15 protein-coding genes are annotated in these 14,585 nt (G+C 49.2%); 10 read left to right on the top strand and 5 right to left on the bottom strand.

What is annotated here, in order from left to right:
- The first annotated feature begins 141 nt into the window (after positions 1 to 141).
- The 8 genes from EJV45_RS19585 (at position 142) to EJV45_RS01655 (ending at position 7,181) form a co-directional block, all read left to right on the top strand.
- Positions 142 to 333 carry a hypothetical protein gene (locus EJV45_RS19585; protein ID WP_240755160.1) on the top strand — a complete coding sequence of 64 codons (192 nt, stop codon included), beginning with the start codon at positions 142 to 144 and terminating at the stop codon, positions 331 to 333.
- Positions 327 to 998 (top strand): SPFH domain-containing protein, encoded by a 672-nt coding sequence (locus tag EJV45_RS01685; protein WP_240755159.1) that lies wholly within the window; start codon positions 327 to 329, stop codon positions 996 to 998. Before EJV45_RS19585 ends, EJV45_RS01685 begins: the two co-directional genes overlap by 7 nt.
- A gap of 2 nt (positions 999 to 1,000) precedes the next feature.
- Positions 1,001 to 1,552: a hypothetical protein gene (locus EJV45_RS01680; protein ID WP_129713917.1), complete on the top strand. Its 552-nt coding sequence runs from the start codon at positions 1,001 to 1,003 to the stop codon at positions 1,550 to 1,552.
- Positions 1,542 to 1,715, top strand: a complete 174-nt coding sequence (locus EJV45_RS01675) for an Arc family DNA binding domain-containing protein (RefSeq protein WP_129713916.1) — start codon at positions 1,542 to 1,544, stop codon at positions 1,713 to 1,715. Before EJV45_RS01680 ends, EJV45_RS01675 begins: the two co-directional genes overlap by 11 nt.
- Before the next feature lie 84 nt (positions 1,716 to 1,799).
- The gene (locus EJV45_RS01670) at positions 1,800 to 2,972 is read left to right on the top strand and encodes an acetyl-CoA C-acyltransferase (protein ID WP_129713915.1); all 1,173 of its coding nucleotides are present in this window, start codon (positions 1,800 to 1,802) and stop codon (positions 2,970 to 2,972) included.
- A 96-nt stretch (positions 2,973 to 3,068) separates the two neighbouring features.
- A complete protein-coding gene (locus tag EJV45_RS01665) occupies positions 3,069 to 4,709 on the top strand; it encodes a peptide MFS transporter (protein ID WP_129713914.1) in 1,641 nt (546 codons plus the stop codon).
- 28 nt (positions 4,710 to 4,737) lie between these two features.
- Complete coding sequence (locus EJV45_RS01660) at positions 4,738 to 6,282, top strand: peptide MFS transporter (RefSeq protein ID WP_129713913.1); 1,545 nt, start codon at positions 4,738 to 4,740, stop codon at positions 6,280 to 6,282.
- Positions 6,283 to 6,395: 113 nt separating this feature from the next.
- On the top strand, positions 6,396 to 7,181 hold the full coding sequence (locus EJV45_RS01655; protein ID WP_129713938.1) for a polyprenol monophosphomannose synthase: 786 nt from the start codon (positions 6,396 to 6,398) through the stop codon (positions 7,179 to 7,181).
- 1 nt (position 7,182) lies between these two features.
- On the opposite strand, the gene EJV45_RS01650 is transcribed toward EJV45_RS01655, so the two are convergent.
- Genes EJV45_RS01650 through proS form a run of 5 tightly spaced genes read right to left on the bottom strand, consistent with a single transcriptional unit; the run spans position 7,183 to position 11,959 of the window.
- A complete protein-coding gene (locus EJV45_RS01650) occupies positions 7,183 to 7,722 on the bottom strand; it encodes a YdeI/OmpD-associated family protein (RefSeq protein WP_240755158.1) in 540 nt (179 codons plus the stop codon).
- Between the two features lie 22 nt (positions 7,723 to 7,744).
- On the bottom strand, positions 7,745 to 8,608 hold the full coding sequence (locus EJV45_RS01645) for a TIGR02757 family protein (protein WP_129713911.1): 864 nt from the start codon (positions 8,606 to 8,608) through the stop codon (positions 7,745 to 7,747).
- A gap of 8 nt (positions 8,609 to 8,616) precedes the next feature.
- Positions 8,617 to 9,756, bottom strand: coding sequence for a cystathionine gamma-synthase (locus EJV45_RS01640; RefSeq protein ID WP_129713910.1), 1,140 nt, complete (start codon positions 9,754 to 9,756; stop codon positions 8,617 to 8,619).
- The gene (locus EJV45_RS01635) at positions 9,753 to 10,454 is read right to left on the bottom strand and encodes a hypothetical protein (protein ID WP_129713909.1); all 702 of its coding nucleotides are present in this window, start codon (positions 10,452 to 10,454) and stop codon (positions 9,753 to 9,755) included. Before EJV45_RS01635 ends, EJV45_RS01640 begins: the two co-directional genes overlap by 4 nt.
- A gap of 32 nt (positions 10,455 to 10,486) precedes the next feature.
- Complete coding sequence (gene proS, locus EJV45_RS01630; protein ID WP_129713908.1) at positions 10,487 to 11,959, bottom strand: proline--tRNA ligase; 1,473 nt, start codon at positions 11,957 to 11,959, stop codon at positions 10,487 to 10,489.
- Positions 11,960 to 12,062: 103 nt separating this feature from the next.
- Here proS and EJV45_RS01625 point away from each other — a divergent pair, with 103 nt between their 5' ends.
- Both EJV45_RS01625 and EJV45_RS01620 read left to right on the top strand, forming a co-directional pair.
- A complete protein-coding gene (locus tag EJV45_RS01625; RefSeq protein WP_129713907.1) occupies positions 12,063 to 13,016 on the top strand; it encodes a hypothetical protein in 954 nt (317 codons plus the stop codon).
- A 23-nt stretch (positions 13,017 to 13,039) separates the two neighbouring features.
- The gene (locus EJV45_RS01620) at positions 13,040 to 14,560 is read left to right on the top strand and encodes an OmpP1/FadL family transporter (RefSeq protein ID WP_129713906.1); all 1,521 of its coding nucleotides are present in this window, start codon (positions 13,040 to 13,042) and stop codon (positions 14,558 to 14,560) included.
- The last annotated feature ends 25 nt before the right edge of the window (positions 14,561 to 14,585 follow it).

Raw genomic sequence — 14,585 nt, 5'->3', positions numbered from 1 at the left:
TTTCTTTTGATCTTGGCCAAAATGTGGATCGTATTAAGTACGCTCAAAAATAAACATAAATTTTAATAATAAGTTTTGGCCGCCGGACTTGCAATTGTGGTGTGGATCCACTTATATTTATGATATCAAAACAATATCAAAATGTATCAGGAAAAAATTATCACTCCACCCTCAGGCTATCTCATTCTATTTCTATTTTTAATCGGCCTGGCGGCCGGCATCTTTGCGCTCATAGGCAAGTTCTGGGTAACAGGCTCCCTGGTGCTGCTGGCCGATCTGATTTTGGTGCTGCCCGGGCTGATCATCATCGACCCGAATGAAGCCAAGTGTTAACACTTTTTGGTAAATATGTCGGCACGGTAAAAAGCGATGGCTTTTTCTGCGTGAATCCCTTCACCGTAAAAAAGCGCGTATCCATGCGGGCAAACAATTTAAACGGTCAGCAGATCAAGGTAAACGACAAGCTCGGCAATCCGATCGAGATCGCCGCTGTTGTTGTGTGGCAGGTAAAAGACACTGCCAAAGCTACATTTGCGGTCGAAAATTATATGCAGTATGTGGCCATTCAGAGCGAAGCGGCCGTCAGACATCTTGCCAACCTTTTCCCTTATGATAATTTTGAGGACGAGGAAGCCACAATCACCTTAAAAGACGGTGCAGAAAAGGTAAGTGCTTTGCTGGAGAGCGAGCTGGCAGAACGGCTGGAACGCGCAGGAATCGATGTGCTGGAAGCCCGTCTTTCACACCTGGCTTACGCACCCGAAATTGCCGGCGCTATGCTGCAGCGGCAGCAGGCAACAGCGGTTGTTGCCGCACGTAAACAAATTGTTGAAGGTGCTGTGGGCATGGTTGAAATGGCGCTGGCGCGTTTGTCTGAAAAAGGAATTGTTGAGCTCGACGAAGAAAGGAAAGCTGCGATGGTCAGCAACCTGTTGGTCGTGCTTTGCGGTGAAAGAAATGTATCGCCGGTTGTAAATGCTGGCACACTATATCCTTAATAATGCGCGAGTATACAGAAACACAGCGGTTGGCACTCTGGTGGCTGCCGCTGTTTTTGATCTTTGAAACTATCATTACCGGAAGTATCTTATTTTTCGGACCGGAGCCTCTAAGCTGGAGCCGGCTCGAAGCTGATGCCTTCCTGCCGGTGCTTGTATTATTCTTACCCTGGCTCTTGCTCCTGTTCATGCGCTCTTTCCGGTTCGAATTTTCGCTAAGTGCTTCAGGCATTCATTACCGCTCCAGGCTTTTGTTCTGGCAAAAAAGAACACTGCCCTGGTCAGCCATAAGCCGGGCCTGGGTGCGTTCTTTTGATGCGCTTGGCGAGTATGGCGGCTGGGGTGTCAGGTACCGCCTCTGGTTTAAAATGAAAGACAAAGCTTTTATTTTCGAGGGCCATGACCGGGGCCTGCAACTTGAACTTAAAAATGGCAGGAAACTACTGTTTGGAAGCGTGCGCCCGCTTGAACTGGAATTATTTATTGAACAGCTGAATAATAATCATCCGGAAATTTTTGCATTTCCGGATAAACAACGTACCGATGCCCGATAAAGAGAAAAAAGCGTTTGTGCTGCGGGTAAGTCCGGCCATGATGCAGGAACTTGAACAGTGGGCTGCGGAAGAATTTCGCAGCACCAACGGTCAGATCGAGTATCTGCTTAGCCAGGCCATCAAAAACCGGCGAAAGAGACGGGGGGGCGATAAACCTGACTAAAAGGCTGTTTACCGGCCCCTCCTTGTGCATTCCGGCGAAAGCCCTATCTTAGCAGCACTAACCAGATTCATAAAAAACAACAGAATGAAAGATGTCGTAATCGTTGCAGCCCTGCGAACGCCCATAGGTAGTTTCGGAGGTAGCCTGTCTTCTTTGTCAGCCAGCCAGCTTGGCGGGATTGTAATCAAAGCCGCCATTGAAAAAGCCGGCATTGATCCGGCAGAAATCGGTGAAGTCTACATGGGCAATGTATTGTCTGCCAACCTGGGTCAGGCACCGGCAACACAGGCCGCAAAATTTGCCGGCCTGCATGATCTGCCTGCTACCACTATAAATAAAGTTTGTGCTTCGGGCATGAAGGCCGTGATGCTGGCTGCGCAGAGTATTGCGCTTGGTCAGCAGGAAGTGATTATCGCCGGTGGCATGGAAAGCATGAGTAACGTACCATTTTACCTGGACAAAGCAAGAAATGGCTACCGGCTGGGCCACGGGCAGCTCACAGATGGTTTAATTAAAGACGGTCTCTGGGACGTCTATAACGACTACCACATGGGCTCGGCTGCCGAGCTTTGTGCAAGCGAGTGCAGCATCAGCCGGGAGGATCAGGATGCATTTGCAATCGAATCATATAAACGCGCTCAGCATGCTCAGGAGAACGGCCTGTTCAACGAAGAGATCGTTCCGGTTACCGTCAGTGACCGCAAAGGTGAAAGCGTAATTAGTACTGACGAAGAACCGGCTGCGGTTAAATTTGAAAAAATTCCCGGCCTGAAACCTGTATTTAAGAAGGATGGTACAGTAACAGCCGCGAACGCTTCTACGCTGAACGACGGCGCGGCTGCGTTGGTGCTTATGAGCGCTGAAAAGGCAGGGCAGCTGGGACTCAAACCCCTGGCGAAAATAAAAGGGTACGCCGACGCCCAGCAGGCCCCGGAATGGTTTACAACCGCTCCGGCAAAAGCTATTCCCCGCGCGCTTGATGCTGCCGGCATCACTATTGACCAGGTTGACCTCTTTGAAATCAATGAAGCGTTTTCAGTCGTTTCGCTTGCCAACAACCAGGCGCTCGGATTAGACGGATCAAAAGTGAACATTCGCGGCGGCGCCGTCTCGCTGGGCCATCCGCTTGGCGCTTCGGGCGCTCGAATTCTTGTTACACTCGTGCATACGCTGCGCCAGGCCAATGGTAAAATTGGTGTTGCAGGCATATGTAACGGAGGCGGCGGTGCAAGCGCAGTGGTTCTGGAAGCATTATAAATTAATTGTGGCAGCGCAACTGCAGGCAGACGTTTGGCGTTTTGACCTGCAGTTTCTATCTTGCGCCGATTGAGCAATCATATATCCAAACACACAATGTCTGAAGTTGTCAAGCCCCGCCACCCGAGGGGGCTTTCTGTTTTGTTTTTTACCGAAATGTGGGAACGCTTCGGCTATTACCTGATGCTTGGCATCTTACTCCTGTATCTGAAGGATCCCAAAGGCGGTTTCGGTTTTGATAACCGCGAGGCATCCGACATCGTTGGTACCTACCTTGGTTTGGTTTACCTAACCCCTTTTATAGGCGGCCTCATAGCCGACAAGGTTCTGGGCTACCGGAAGTCTGTCATCCTGGGGGGCTTTATGATGGCAGCCGGCTATTTTCTGCTGGCCGTTCCGCGTACTGAAGCGTTCTGGCCGGCGGTGCTTTTCCTTGTATTAGGTAATGGCTTTTTTAAACCGAACATTTCAACCCTACTTGGCAATTTGTATGATTCGCCGGCCAACCGGAGCCTGAAAGACAATGGTTATAACATCTTTTACATGAGCATTAACGTTGGTGCGTTTATCTGCAACTTCGTGGCAGCCTACATGCGCAATGCTTATGGCTGGGGTTATGCGTTTGGCGCCGCCGGCATCGGCATGCTGATCGGCACCATCTGGTTTATGGCCGGCGACCGCCATATCAGGCACGCTGACGTCATGAAACCGGCAAACCCTGAAGATATGCCGGTAAAAAAGGTTGTCTGGCTGGTTATTTTACCTATGCTTGCCGCCGGGGCACTCGGCTGGTTTATTCCGGGCAGTATATTTGGGTCAGACTCGACCGACGCTTTTATTATCGCCTGCATCCCCGTGATCGGTTTCTATGTTCACCTTTTGATTAAATCGAACCAGGAAGACAAATCAAGGATTGCCGCCTTGTTATCTATTTTTGCCGTGGTCATTGTTTTCTGGGCTGTTTTTAAACAGAACTCATCCGCACTTACAAACTTTGCCGAGACCTATACCGACAGACAGATCAGTCCGGCGGCAGCCGATGTAGTTCGTCCCTTTGGCATGGTACAGGAGCTGTCGGCCCGGCCGGATTCCTTCCCCGCCCACGATCCGTACTTCAGACAGCTAAAGAGCGCTGACGGCGAAAAGCTCATGACCGTATCACCACACCCCTATTTCCAGAACCTCCCACGCGAAAAATGGCCGGAAGATTCAGGAAAGATCCAGCTTGTATCTACGGAGATCTTCCAGTCCATAAATCCCTTCTTCATTATCATCCTTACACCCCTTGTCATCTCATTTTTTTCCTTCCTCCGGAGGAGAAAAGCAGAACCCTCTACACCGGCCAAAATAGGCTGGGGTTTGCTTATTACCGGGCTGTCGACGTCGATCATGGCTATGGCCATTTATACAACCGATATTACCGTAACTAAGTCATCCGCATGGTGGCTGATCGCTTCATATGGCGTCATTACGATCGGCGAGTTATTCCTGTCACCCATTGGCCTCTCGCTGGTATCCAAAGTCGCTCCCCCAAGGCTAACGTCTCTGCTGATGGGCGGCTGGTTCCTGGCGACCTCCATCGGCAATAAACTAAGTGGGGTGCTCGCTTCCCTGTGGGACAGTTATAATGACAAGGCCAACTTTTTCTGGGTTAACTTCGTTGCCTGCATGCTGGCAGGTTCCGTAATCTTCCTGATGATCAAATGGCTGCGGTCAATCATTCAAAAACACACATAGACACTAATTATTAACTACATACAAATTCATGGATCAATCAGAGATTTTGAAGCCTGAAAAGCTCGACAGCACGCCGAAGGGTCACCCGAAAGGGCTGTACGTGCTGTTTGCGACCGAAATGTGGGAGCGCTTCAATTATTACGGCATGCGTGCTGTCCTCATCCTTTTTATGACCAAGGCCCTGCTGCTCGACAAGGTTTTCTCTTCTAACCTCTACGGCAGTTACACAGGACTGGTTTATCTCACCCCGCTTATTGGCGGCTTTGTTGCAGACCGGTATTGGGGAAACCGCAAATCAATCGTAACCGGCGGTTTGCTGATGGCTCTTGGTGAGTTAATCCTCTTTGCCTGTGCATCTGTTTACCAGTCGGCTCCCGATCTGAGCACATTTCTCTTCTTCTCGGGACTTGGATTTATGATCTCCGGAAACGGTTTTTTCAAGCCGAATATTTCAATCATGGTCGGCCAGTTATATCCTGAAGGCGACCGGCGTAAAGATGCTGCTTACACCATATTTTATATGGGTATTAACATTGGGGGTGCTTTCGGGCCATTTATCTGCGGTTTGGTAGGCGATACCGGCGATCCGGCAGATTTTAAATGGGCCTTTCTTGCCGGCGCCATAGCCATGTTGCTGGCGGTTGTTGTTTTCCTTATTTTCCGCGACAAACATGTCCGCGACCCGCAGGGTTTGCCACTGGGCGTTGCACCTGAGCGCGGTCTTGAAAAAGGCAGACGGCCGCATCCGGCCCTGGTCTACCTCGGCCTGTTGGGCTATTCGGCTGTATGTGTTGGCCTGCTGTATATTGACGCTGAAAAGTTCAGCTTTTTGAGTTACCTCATGCTTGCGGCCATCATCATCATAGCGGCAATGATCTTTCTTGATCCAAAACTAAGCGGCGCAGAGAAAAAGAAAGTTCTCGTTATCTTCATCGTTTCCTTCTTCGTGATCTTCTTCTGGAGTGCATTTGAGCAGGCCGGCGCGTCACTTACCTTTTTTGCCGAGGAGCAGACCCAGCGTAACCTTGGCTTTTTCACAGTTCCCGCCAGCTGGTTCCAGTCGCTCAATTCTACATTTGTAGTAATCTTTTCTTTTGTATTCGCCATTATCTGGATGAAACTGGGTAAACGTGAGCCCTCAGCACCAACTAAAATGGCCTTAGGCCTCCTCTTCCTTGCTTTGGGTTATTTCTGGATTGCCACCGGTGTGAAAGATGTGGGTCCCGGCATTAAAGTCAGCATGATCTGGCTGATCGGTATGTATGCCTTCCATACCTGGGGCGAACTTTGTCTGTCTCCAATCGGACTCTCACTTGTCAACAAACTGGCTCCTTTTAAATTCGCTTCCCTGCTTATGGCCGTTTGGTTTACGGCCAATGCTATTGCCAACGTACTCGCGGGCAAACTGAGTTCCCTGTACCCCGAAGCGGGAAAAACGACATCGTTTCTCGGTTACGAGATGAGCAATCTGCATGAATTTTTTATGCTCTTCGTCGTGATGGCGGGCGTTGCATCGGGCATCCTGTTCCTGATGACAAAATGGCTTCAGAAGCTGATGGCTGCAAAAGACTAATTGCATTTAACAGATTTTAACCCGCCGGACAGCTCCTGTTCTGCGGGTTTTATATTTTTATACGTAGTTTTACCGCAGATTAATTCAGACCAGCAAAATTGCAAAACAGTACCGTGTCAGACAGCCTCGTCATCATTCCAACATATAATGAGAAGGAAAATATTGAGAAGATCATTCATAAAGTCTTTTCGCTTGCAGAACCTTTTCATGTGCTGATTATAGACGACGGTTCGCCCGATGGAACGGCCGATATTGTTAAGGCGCTCCAGATACAGTATGCCGGTCATCTTTTTATCGAAGAGCGAAAGGGCAAACTCGGTCTGGGCACTGCATACATACACGGCTTTAAATGGGCGCTTAACCATGGTTACGCCTATATTTTCGAGATGGATGCCGACTTTTCGCATAACCCCGAAGATCTGCCCAGGCTTCGCCAGGCCTGTCTGCCCACCGGCGGCGATGCTGACGTAGCCGTTGGTTCGCGTTATGTAAAAGGTGTAAACGTCGTGAACTGGCCAATGGGACGCGTTCTGATGTCTTATTTCGCATCAATGTACGTACGTTTTATTACACGTATTACAATTCAGGATGCTACCGCTGGCTTCAAATGTTTCAGACGCGAGGTTCTCGAGACCATTGACCTTGACAGGATCCGTTTTGTCGGGTATGCCTTCCAGATCGAAATGAAATTTACTGCAATTAAGTTCGGTTTCAAGGTTGTGGAGGTGCCGATCATCTTTACTGATCGTACTGAAGGCGTGTCGAAAATGAGCACCAGGATTTTCAGAGAAGCGTTTTTCGGTGTAATTCAAATGAAAATAAACAGCTGGTTCAGGAGTTATCGTAGAAAAGGCCAGCCCAGGGCGGGTCGCCCCGAGGTAGCTGCAGAGGCAGGGTAGATTAACGACCTGACTCTTTTCTTCGTGCCTGTCCGGCACGTATCATGCCGCCAAAATCAAGTCCCTGCTGCATCGCATCGACCGTCATTACCAGGCGCTTTTCTCTTGTCGGCAGCGTCTTTGCCTGATTGATCCAGTTAATAAAATAATTTCTGTGCGATTTTGGCTGCGCCATAAAACTTTCAAATGCACCCGGCTCATCGAGCAGGCACATCTCCAGGTCTTCGGGAAGCTCAATCTTAAAATCTTTGTCTTCCTCTAGCAACAATGTTATGGTATTGCCGGCTTCTTTTCTCAGCTTTTTCCTGAGTGAACCGTTGATGGCAAGAATAAAATCGCCGCCGCACATGGGTACGAGCGACATGCCGTTTACAACAACCTGGTCAATCAGCCCTTTCACACGAAAACTCTGCCTGTGACCGGGTTTCAATTTTTCAGCAAGCGCCGAAGGAATGAAAACATAACTCCAGCCGGATTTTTCACCTTCCTGAGAACCAAAACGTTCAATTTCAGCTTGTAATTGTATTTGCGGTGTTTCCACGGTCATCAAATTTAGCTCATTATTACTCCGGAAGCAAGGCTCGTTCGACCCCAAGCCCGAAAAGCGCGAAGTCGTATTTAACCGGGTCAAGCGGATCAAACTTTCTTAACTGTTCTGTCAGCTCAACGGCGGTGATCCAGTCGGTTTGTTTGCGTTGAATCAGCCCCAGGCTACGCGCCACGCGGTCAACGTGCACATCGCAGGGACAAATGAGTTGTGCGGGCAGTAAAGTCTTCCATATACCAAAGTCTACACCACGGTCATCTGAACGGACCATCCAGCGCAGAAACATACAAAGGCGCTTGCAGGTCGAATTCTGGTTTGGTGAAGAGATATGTTTTTTGGTACGTTCCGGGAAGTCCGGCAGCGAGAAAAAAACCTGTCTGAAATTGTTGAGTGCGTCTTTCAGATCAAAACTAAGTTCAGCCTGCATACACACCAGCGAACTCAACCTGTCGATATCTTCGCTAACTGTGGCTTCGATAGCCAGATAATCCGCATTAAATTCTCCGCGTTTGGGTATAAATGCTGCCTCCAGGCTATCATGCATTTCGTAATGATGCCTGAAAAAAGCTACGAAATAGAGCAGATCGGTATCATTGAAGGTGCGGTGTTTAAAACCAAGCAGTTGCTTCAGGTCTGTATCGGTATGTCCCTTTATAAAATCGAAAGGCGCATGGTCCATACGCGCCATTAGCTCATGGCATTTATTCAGAATCGTTTTTCTCTGGCCCCAGGCAAGAACTGCCGCGAAAAAGCCGGCAATTTCAATATCCTGTTTTTTACTGAATAAATGCGGGATACTAACCGGATCCGGTTCAATGAAGTCCCGCCGGTTATAAAAATCTGCTTTGGCTTCAAGGAAATCTTTCAGGCCATCTCTCATCGTCGCATCTATGCCAAAGCCTGCGCCAGATCGGCCAGCAGGTCTTCAATGTCTTCCACACCAACGCTTAACCGCAACAGGTTATCAGTTACACCTGCCTTATCGCGTTCAGCTTTTGGAATAGACCCATGCGTCATACTAACCGGATGATTAATGAGCGATTCCACACCTCCAAGCGACTCGGCAAGGGTAAAAACCTTGAAGTTCGACGCAATACGGAACGTTTCCTGCAGGTCGGCATCCTTAAGCGTGATCGAGATCATGCCGCCAAAACCGCGCATTTGTTTTTTTGCTACTTCATAACCCGGATGATCTTCAAAGCCCGGCCAGAATATTTTGTCTACCCGGGGATGGTTTCTGAGATACCTCGCAACCTGCTCACCATTTTCGCAATGCGCCCGCATGCGCAGATGGAGTGTCTTTATGCCGCGAAGAACGAGGAATGCATCCTGTGGCCCTGGCGTGGCGCCGCATGCGTTGTATATAAACCACAGGTCTTTGTATAACTGCTCGTTGTTGGTAATCAGCGCGCCCATCACAACATCAGAGTGGCCGCCAATGTATTTGGTTACCGAATGCATCACAATGTCAGCGCCCAGGTCGATCGGGTTCTGCAGGTATGGTGATGCAAATGTGTTATCTACCGTTAGCAGCAGATCATGTTTCCTGGCTACCTTCGCTACCGCCTCGATATCAATGATCTGCATCGTCGGGTTTGTCGGTGTTTCGATCCAGATCAGCTTTGTTTTTTCGTTGATATACGGAACAATCTGGTCAGGTTTGCTCAGGTCCAGAAAATGAAATTTAATCCCGTACTTACTGAATATCTTTGTAAATATCCGGTAAGACCCCCCATAAAGGTCGTTGCCGGTAATGACCTCATCGCCGGGGTTAAGCAGTTTCATCACCGCATCGGTTGCACCCATGCCGCTTGAAAATGCCAGCCCGTATTTCCCGTTCTCAAGGGCCGCGAGACAGTCCTCCAGCGCTTTTCTGGTCGGGTTCGTACCGCGGGAATATTCATATCCCTGATTGTCGCCCGGCGACCGCTGCCAGTATGTAGACGTCTGATAGATGGGTGTCATGACCGCTCCCGTGCTGGGATCTGGCTCCTGCCCCGCGTGTATGGCTTTTGTTGCAAATTTCATGATGGATTATTTTCTTTCTCGAGCTCCGCCGCGAAACGGTAGCCGATATGTTTACCTGTCGGATAACCGCTGTTTGCGATCATCGATTGTTTCTGATCAAGAGTCAGGGCCTTCTCAGCAGCAAATGGCTGCGCAATAAGGTCAGACTGGATACATTGCAGAATAGCCTGCTGGGCAATGTCGTTAAGTTTATCCCAGTCTGCAAGCTGTGTTGAAAAATCAGTCCATAAAAATCCGAGCTGCCCCTCACCTTCCACAAGAAATTGTTTGTTCCGGTTAACGAAGATCCTGGCTACAAGATAACCGACGTCAGCCAGCCTGTTATATTTGATTGAATCTGCCAGGAAATTATGAATATAAATGACTCCGCAGTAAGCCAGTGTAGGGTCAAGCGCCACAGCCGGCGACTGCCTGATGCGGTGCTCGGCCGGAAACTGGAAAATATTGCTGTGCATAGAGGCAACGAGCATATCACCTGAAAATTTAAGCTGCGCTTCGAACTGGTTATTTTCCCTGTAAGACAATTCAACAGAAGGATCTTTTGCATGGTAATCGCGCTGCAGTTCTGCACCGATACGGGAAAGCACCGACTTCAGGTCATCAAAGACAGCCTTCGTGCTCCGGTAAGTGGATTGTTTTACTGACGCGCGGTTTTTCAGTTCAGTCAGGATCTGCTGGTAAGTGTCTGCGGTATTCATGCGTGGTTGCTACGGGTATGAGCTAATATTTCTTAATAAGCGCGTGCAAACAAGACCCTTTGTACAGATGGTTTTCCTGTCAGAATACAAACGCCGTCTTCCTGCGGATTATCTAAAGGAATACAGCGGATCGTAGCTTTTGTTTCTTCTTTAATGCGCTGCTCAGTCTCAGGTGTTCCGTCCCAGTGTGCTGATATAAAACCGCCCTTCTCGTCAAGCAGGGTTTTGAACTGCTCATAAGAATCTGCTTTTGTAATGTGCGAATCGCGGAAATTAAGCGCCCGGTCGAACAAATTCTGCTGAATCTCCTCGAGCAGTTGCTGCAGGTAAATCTCCAGGCCATCCTGCATGACGGTTAATTTTGTTTTAGTATCACGGCGGGCTACCTCGACCGTACCATTTTCCATATCCCGCTTGCCGATGGCGATGCGAACAGGAACACCTTTCATTTCGTACTCGGCAAATTTGAAGCCGGGTCTCTGTGTATCCCGGTCATCATATTTAACCGCTATTCCTTTAGCCTTGAGCTTTACGATCAGCTCGGTAACAAAACTACTGATCACTTCCAGTTCTTCTGTTCCTTTATATATAGGCACGATAACTACCTGAATCGGTGCAAGTTTTGGCGGGATAACTAAACCTGAATCATCGCTGTGCGCCATGATCAGCGCACCGATTAACCGGGTGGAAACACCCCAGGATGTAGCCCAAACGTGTTCAAGCTTACCATCGCGGCCGGTAAATTTCACATCAAATGCCTTTGCGAAATTTTGACCCAGAAAGTGGGACGTGCCCGCCTGAAGCGCTTTTCCATCCTGCATGAGTGCCTCAATGCAATAGGTTTCGAGTGCTCCCGCAAAGCGCTCATTCGCCGATTTCCGGCCTCTGACGACAGGAACGGCCATCCAGTTCTCAACAAAGTCGGCATAGACATGCAGCATGCGTTCGCTTTCCTCGATTGCTTCTTCTTTCGTTGCATGCGCCGTGTGGCCTTCCTGCCATAAAAATTCGGCGGTACGCAGAAACAAGCGTGTACGCATTTCCCAGCGCACAACATTTGCCCACTGGTTAACCAGGATTGGCAGGTCACGGTAAGACTCTATCCAGCCTTTGTAGGTATTCCAAATGATCGTTTCGGAGGTCGGTCTGACAATCAGTTCTTCTTCCAGTTTAGCGTTCTCATCTACAATGATATTCCCGTTCCCATCGTTCTTAAGCCGGTAGTGCGTCACTACCGCACATTCTGTAGCAAAACCGTCAACGTGACTGGCCTCTTTTGAAAAGTATGATTTGGGAATAAAGAGCGGAAAATAGGCATTGCTGTGCCCGGTATCTTTGAACATCCGGTCTAAAATCGATTGCATTTTTTCCCAGATGGCATAGCCATGGGGTTTGATCACCATACAGCCCCGAACGGCAGAATGTTCTGCGAGATCGGCCTTGACAACGATATCGTTATACCACTGTGAGTAATCTGTTACACGGCTTGTTATTTCTTTGCTCATAATGTTAATGGAACGTAAATTGCAGCTATTTTATTAGTATCTATGGCTGCAAATTTATAAATTTATACCTACAAAAAAATTTCAACACACAACACCAAATAATATGAGACCTGTACACAGACTTTTACCGTTAGCAGCCGCCGTGGCCTTGTTCATGGCATCCTGCTCAACCTCGCGACTGGCGAGCACCACAGCCAGCGACGATGTGTATAACTCCAACGCCCAGGCACGGGTTGTTGAACGTAAGGCAGTTCCGCAAACCGCGCGTGGTAACCAGAGTTATTATGACGATGAGTACTACGGAACAAGCGATCCATACTATGACATGGATTACTCATCAAGAATAAACCGTTTTTACTACGGAAGCCCCTGGCGCACCTATTATGACCCCTACTATGGCTATTATGGCAACAATTTCTCTTTAGGTTTCGGTTTCGGCGGACCTTTTTATGGCAATTACTGGAATTCGCCTTACGGCGGATGGGGCCTGAACAGCTGGGGCTGGGGTAGCGCATGGTCACCTTACTGGGGCATGAACAATTATTGGTCACCTTACTGGGGCATGAATAACTACTGGGGTTACGGCAACTATTGGGGCGGCGGTATTGGCTGGGGTGGCGGTGGCTACTGGGGCGGAACCGGCGGCTGGTACACCGGTCGTACAACGAACGTGCCTGATTACCGTCCGCGTCCTTCGCGTGGCAGCGAATACGCCCGCCCGAACCGTGGGGAGGCCGGTGCCTACAGCGGTTTGAGTCCGCGGTCCAGAACTGTGGTAACAGATGCCAATGGCAACAGGGTATCGGGTCGTTCGAGATCGGAAATGTACCGCCCCGATCGTTCAAGCGGAAATGGCAATGCGCCTGCATCACGCGGGAATACTGATTACAGCAGGCCGACGCGCGGAAACAGCGAAAACAGCCGTCCGACATATACTCCGCCTACGCGGACTGAGTCCAGACCTACCTATACTCCCCCACCGTCAAATTCCGGTGGCAGCGGATCATCAGGGGGCGGCGGTGGCGGCGGTAGCCGCCCGACCAGAGGCAGAGGCTAATCTAAACGCACAACAACACACGAATGAAGAAGTTTTCTATGATGCTTGCAGCAATTACAGTAGCTGCTGCAAGCTCTGCATATGCACAATATGAGGGCGATGCATTGCGTTTCTCTCAAACAAACTACGGCGCCTCGGCGCGGATACGGGGCCTTGGCGGCGCACAGATCGGCCTGGGCGGTGATATCAGTTCGATGGGCGGTAACCCGGCAGGCATGGGTTTATTTACCCGCTCTGAATTTGCCTTCACGCCGGAATTCAATCAGACCGGCGCCTCGGCACAGTATCTCGGGCAAAGCTCAAAGTCGAACAAGGGTATGTTAAACCTGAGCCAGCTGGGCGTTGCCTGGTATAACCCTACCACGAGAAACACCGGCGAAAACACCGACAAGGGCCTGCTGAGTGTCGTGTTGGGCATCAACTACAACAGGAATAACGATTTCAGTGCGTTTTATGATTACGCCGGCACCAGCAGCTCAGGACCATCTGTGCGGAATTTCTTTGCCGAACTGGCAAACGAAAATGGAAACATCCCCACAAGCAATAATTTCGCGGGGCTTCCGGCTATTGCCTATGATAGCTTTCTGATCAATTATGGCGGCGGCGCGTATAACATTGGTACATCTCCGGCCAATTCAAACCGGATCAATGACACCAGAACGGGCTCGGTTTCTGAGTTGAACTTCAATGTTGCCCTGAATTTTTCAAATCAGTTTTATATCGGCGGCAGTCTTGGCCTGGTCAATACCAGGTACATGCGTACGCTGAACTATATGGAAACAGGAACCGTAAACGTAGATCCGAATGAAACTACAACGGTAAGCAATCCGAGCATACACAACTATGATTTGAGCTACCGTACCTCACAGGAGTCTAAAGGTTCGGGTATCAATGCCCGGATCGGTATGATCTTCCGCCCTACCAGCGATTTCCGTATCGGCGCAACTTTGCAGACACCAACATGGTTTACTGTAGAGGATATCTTTTCTGAGACAGTTGATAACCGGCTAACAAAACAGGGGTTCAGCAGGAACTATACCAATACACCGGATGAGTTCCCGTTTACCTATAACCTTCGTACTCCGTTAAAAGGATCATTGGGCGCCAGTTATATTATTGCAGGTACCGCATTGATCAGTGCAGACATTGATTATGTCGACTATGCCAGCATGGTTTTTAATACGAATAACAATGCAGAACCGGGAACAATAGCGCGAAACAACACTGGCGTTAAAAACCTCTATAAAGAAGCTGTAAACTACCGTTTTGGTGCAGAGTATAAAATTGATCTGATCAGTCTGCGCGCCGGTTATGGTGTAAGTGGAAGTCCGTTCCAGGGTGATGATAATGGTACCTTCGATACCAAAACATATAGCGGTGGCCTGGGTTACCGGGTAAAAAACTATTCGATCGACCTCGCGTACCAATACAATGATTTCCGTAATAGTTTCACCGCCTACGCGCTGTCAGATGGTTCGGAGCCGGTCGCTGATGTGAAGACAGGCAAAAACAACGTGTTTCTGACCGTTGGCCTGCGTTTCTGACGATAAGCATAATGAAAATAAGCAA

The sequence above is a fragment of the Pedobacter sp. SYP-B3415 genome (assembly GCF_004138205.1).
Lineage (GTDB): Bacteria > Bacteroidota > Bacteroidia > Sphingobacteriales > Sphingobacteriaceae > Pedobacter.
The sequence above is the reverse complement of the archived record's forward strand: the minus strand, read 5'-3'. Positions and strand labels throughout refer to the sequence as shown.

Excerpts from the sequence above, each read along its gene's own strand:
- EJV45_RS19585 (WP_240755160.1), top strand. The coding sequence starts at position 142 with ATGTATCAGGAAAAAATTATCACTCCACCCTCAGGCTATCTCATTCTA.
- EJV45_RS01680 (WP_129713917.1), top strand. The coding sequence starts at position 1,001 with ATGCGCGAGTATACAGAAACACAGCGGTTGGCACTCTGGTGGCTGCCG.
- EJV45_RS01675 (WP_129713916.1), top strand. The coding sequence starts at position 1,542 with ATGCCCGATAAAGAGAAAAAAGCGTTTGTGCTGCGGGTAAGTCCGGCC.
- EJV45_RS01670 (WP_129713915.1), top strand. The coding sequence starts at position 1,800 with ATGAAAGATGTCGTAATCGTTGCAGCCCTGCGAACGCCCATAGGTAGT.
- EJV45_RS01665 (WP_129713914.1), top strand. The coding sequence starts at position 3,069 with ATGTCTGAAGTTGTCAAGCCCCGCCACCCGAGGGGGCTTTCTGTTTTG.
- EJV45_RS01660 (WP_129713913.1), top strand. The coding sequence starts at position 4,738 with ATGGATCAATCAGAGATTTTGAAGCCTGAAAAGCTCGACAGCACGCCG.
- EJV45_RS01645 (WP_129713911.1), bottom strand. The coding sequence starts at position 8,608 with ATGAGAGATGGCCTGAAAGATTTCCTTGAAGCCAAAGCAGATTTTTAT.
- EJV45_RS01640 (WP_129713910.1), bottom strand. The coding sequence starts at position 9,756 with ATGAAATTTGCAACAAAAGCCATACACGCGGGGCAGGAGCCAGATCCC.
- EJV45_RS01635 (WP_129713909.1), bottom strand. The coding sequence starts at position 10,454 with ATGAATACCGCAGACACTTACCAGCAGATCCTGACTGAACTGAAAAAC.
- proS (WP_129713908.1), bottom strand. The coding sequence starts at position 11,959 with ATGAGCAAAGAAATAACAAGCCGTGTAACAGATTACTCACAGTGGTAT.
- EJV45_RS01625 (WP_129713907.1), top strand. The coding sequence starts at position 12,063 with ATGAGACCTGTACACAGACTTTTACCGTTAGCAGCCGCCGTGGCCTTG.
- EJV45_RS01620 (WP_129713906.1), top strand. The coding sequence starts at position 13,040 with ATGAAGAAGTTTTCTATGATGCTTGCAGCAATTACAGTAGCTGCTGCA.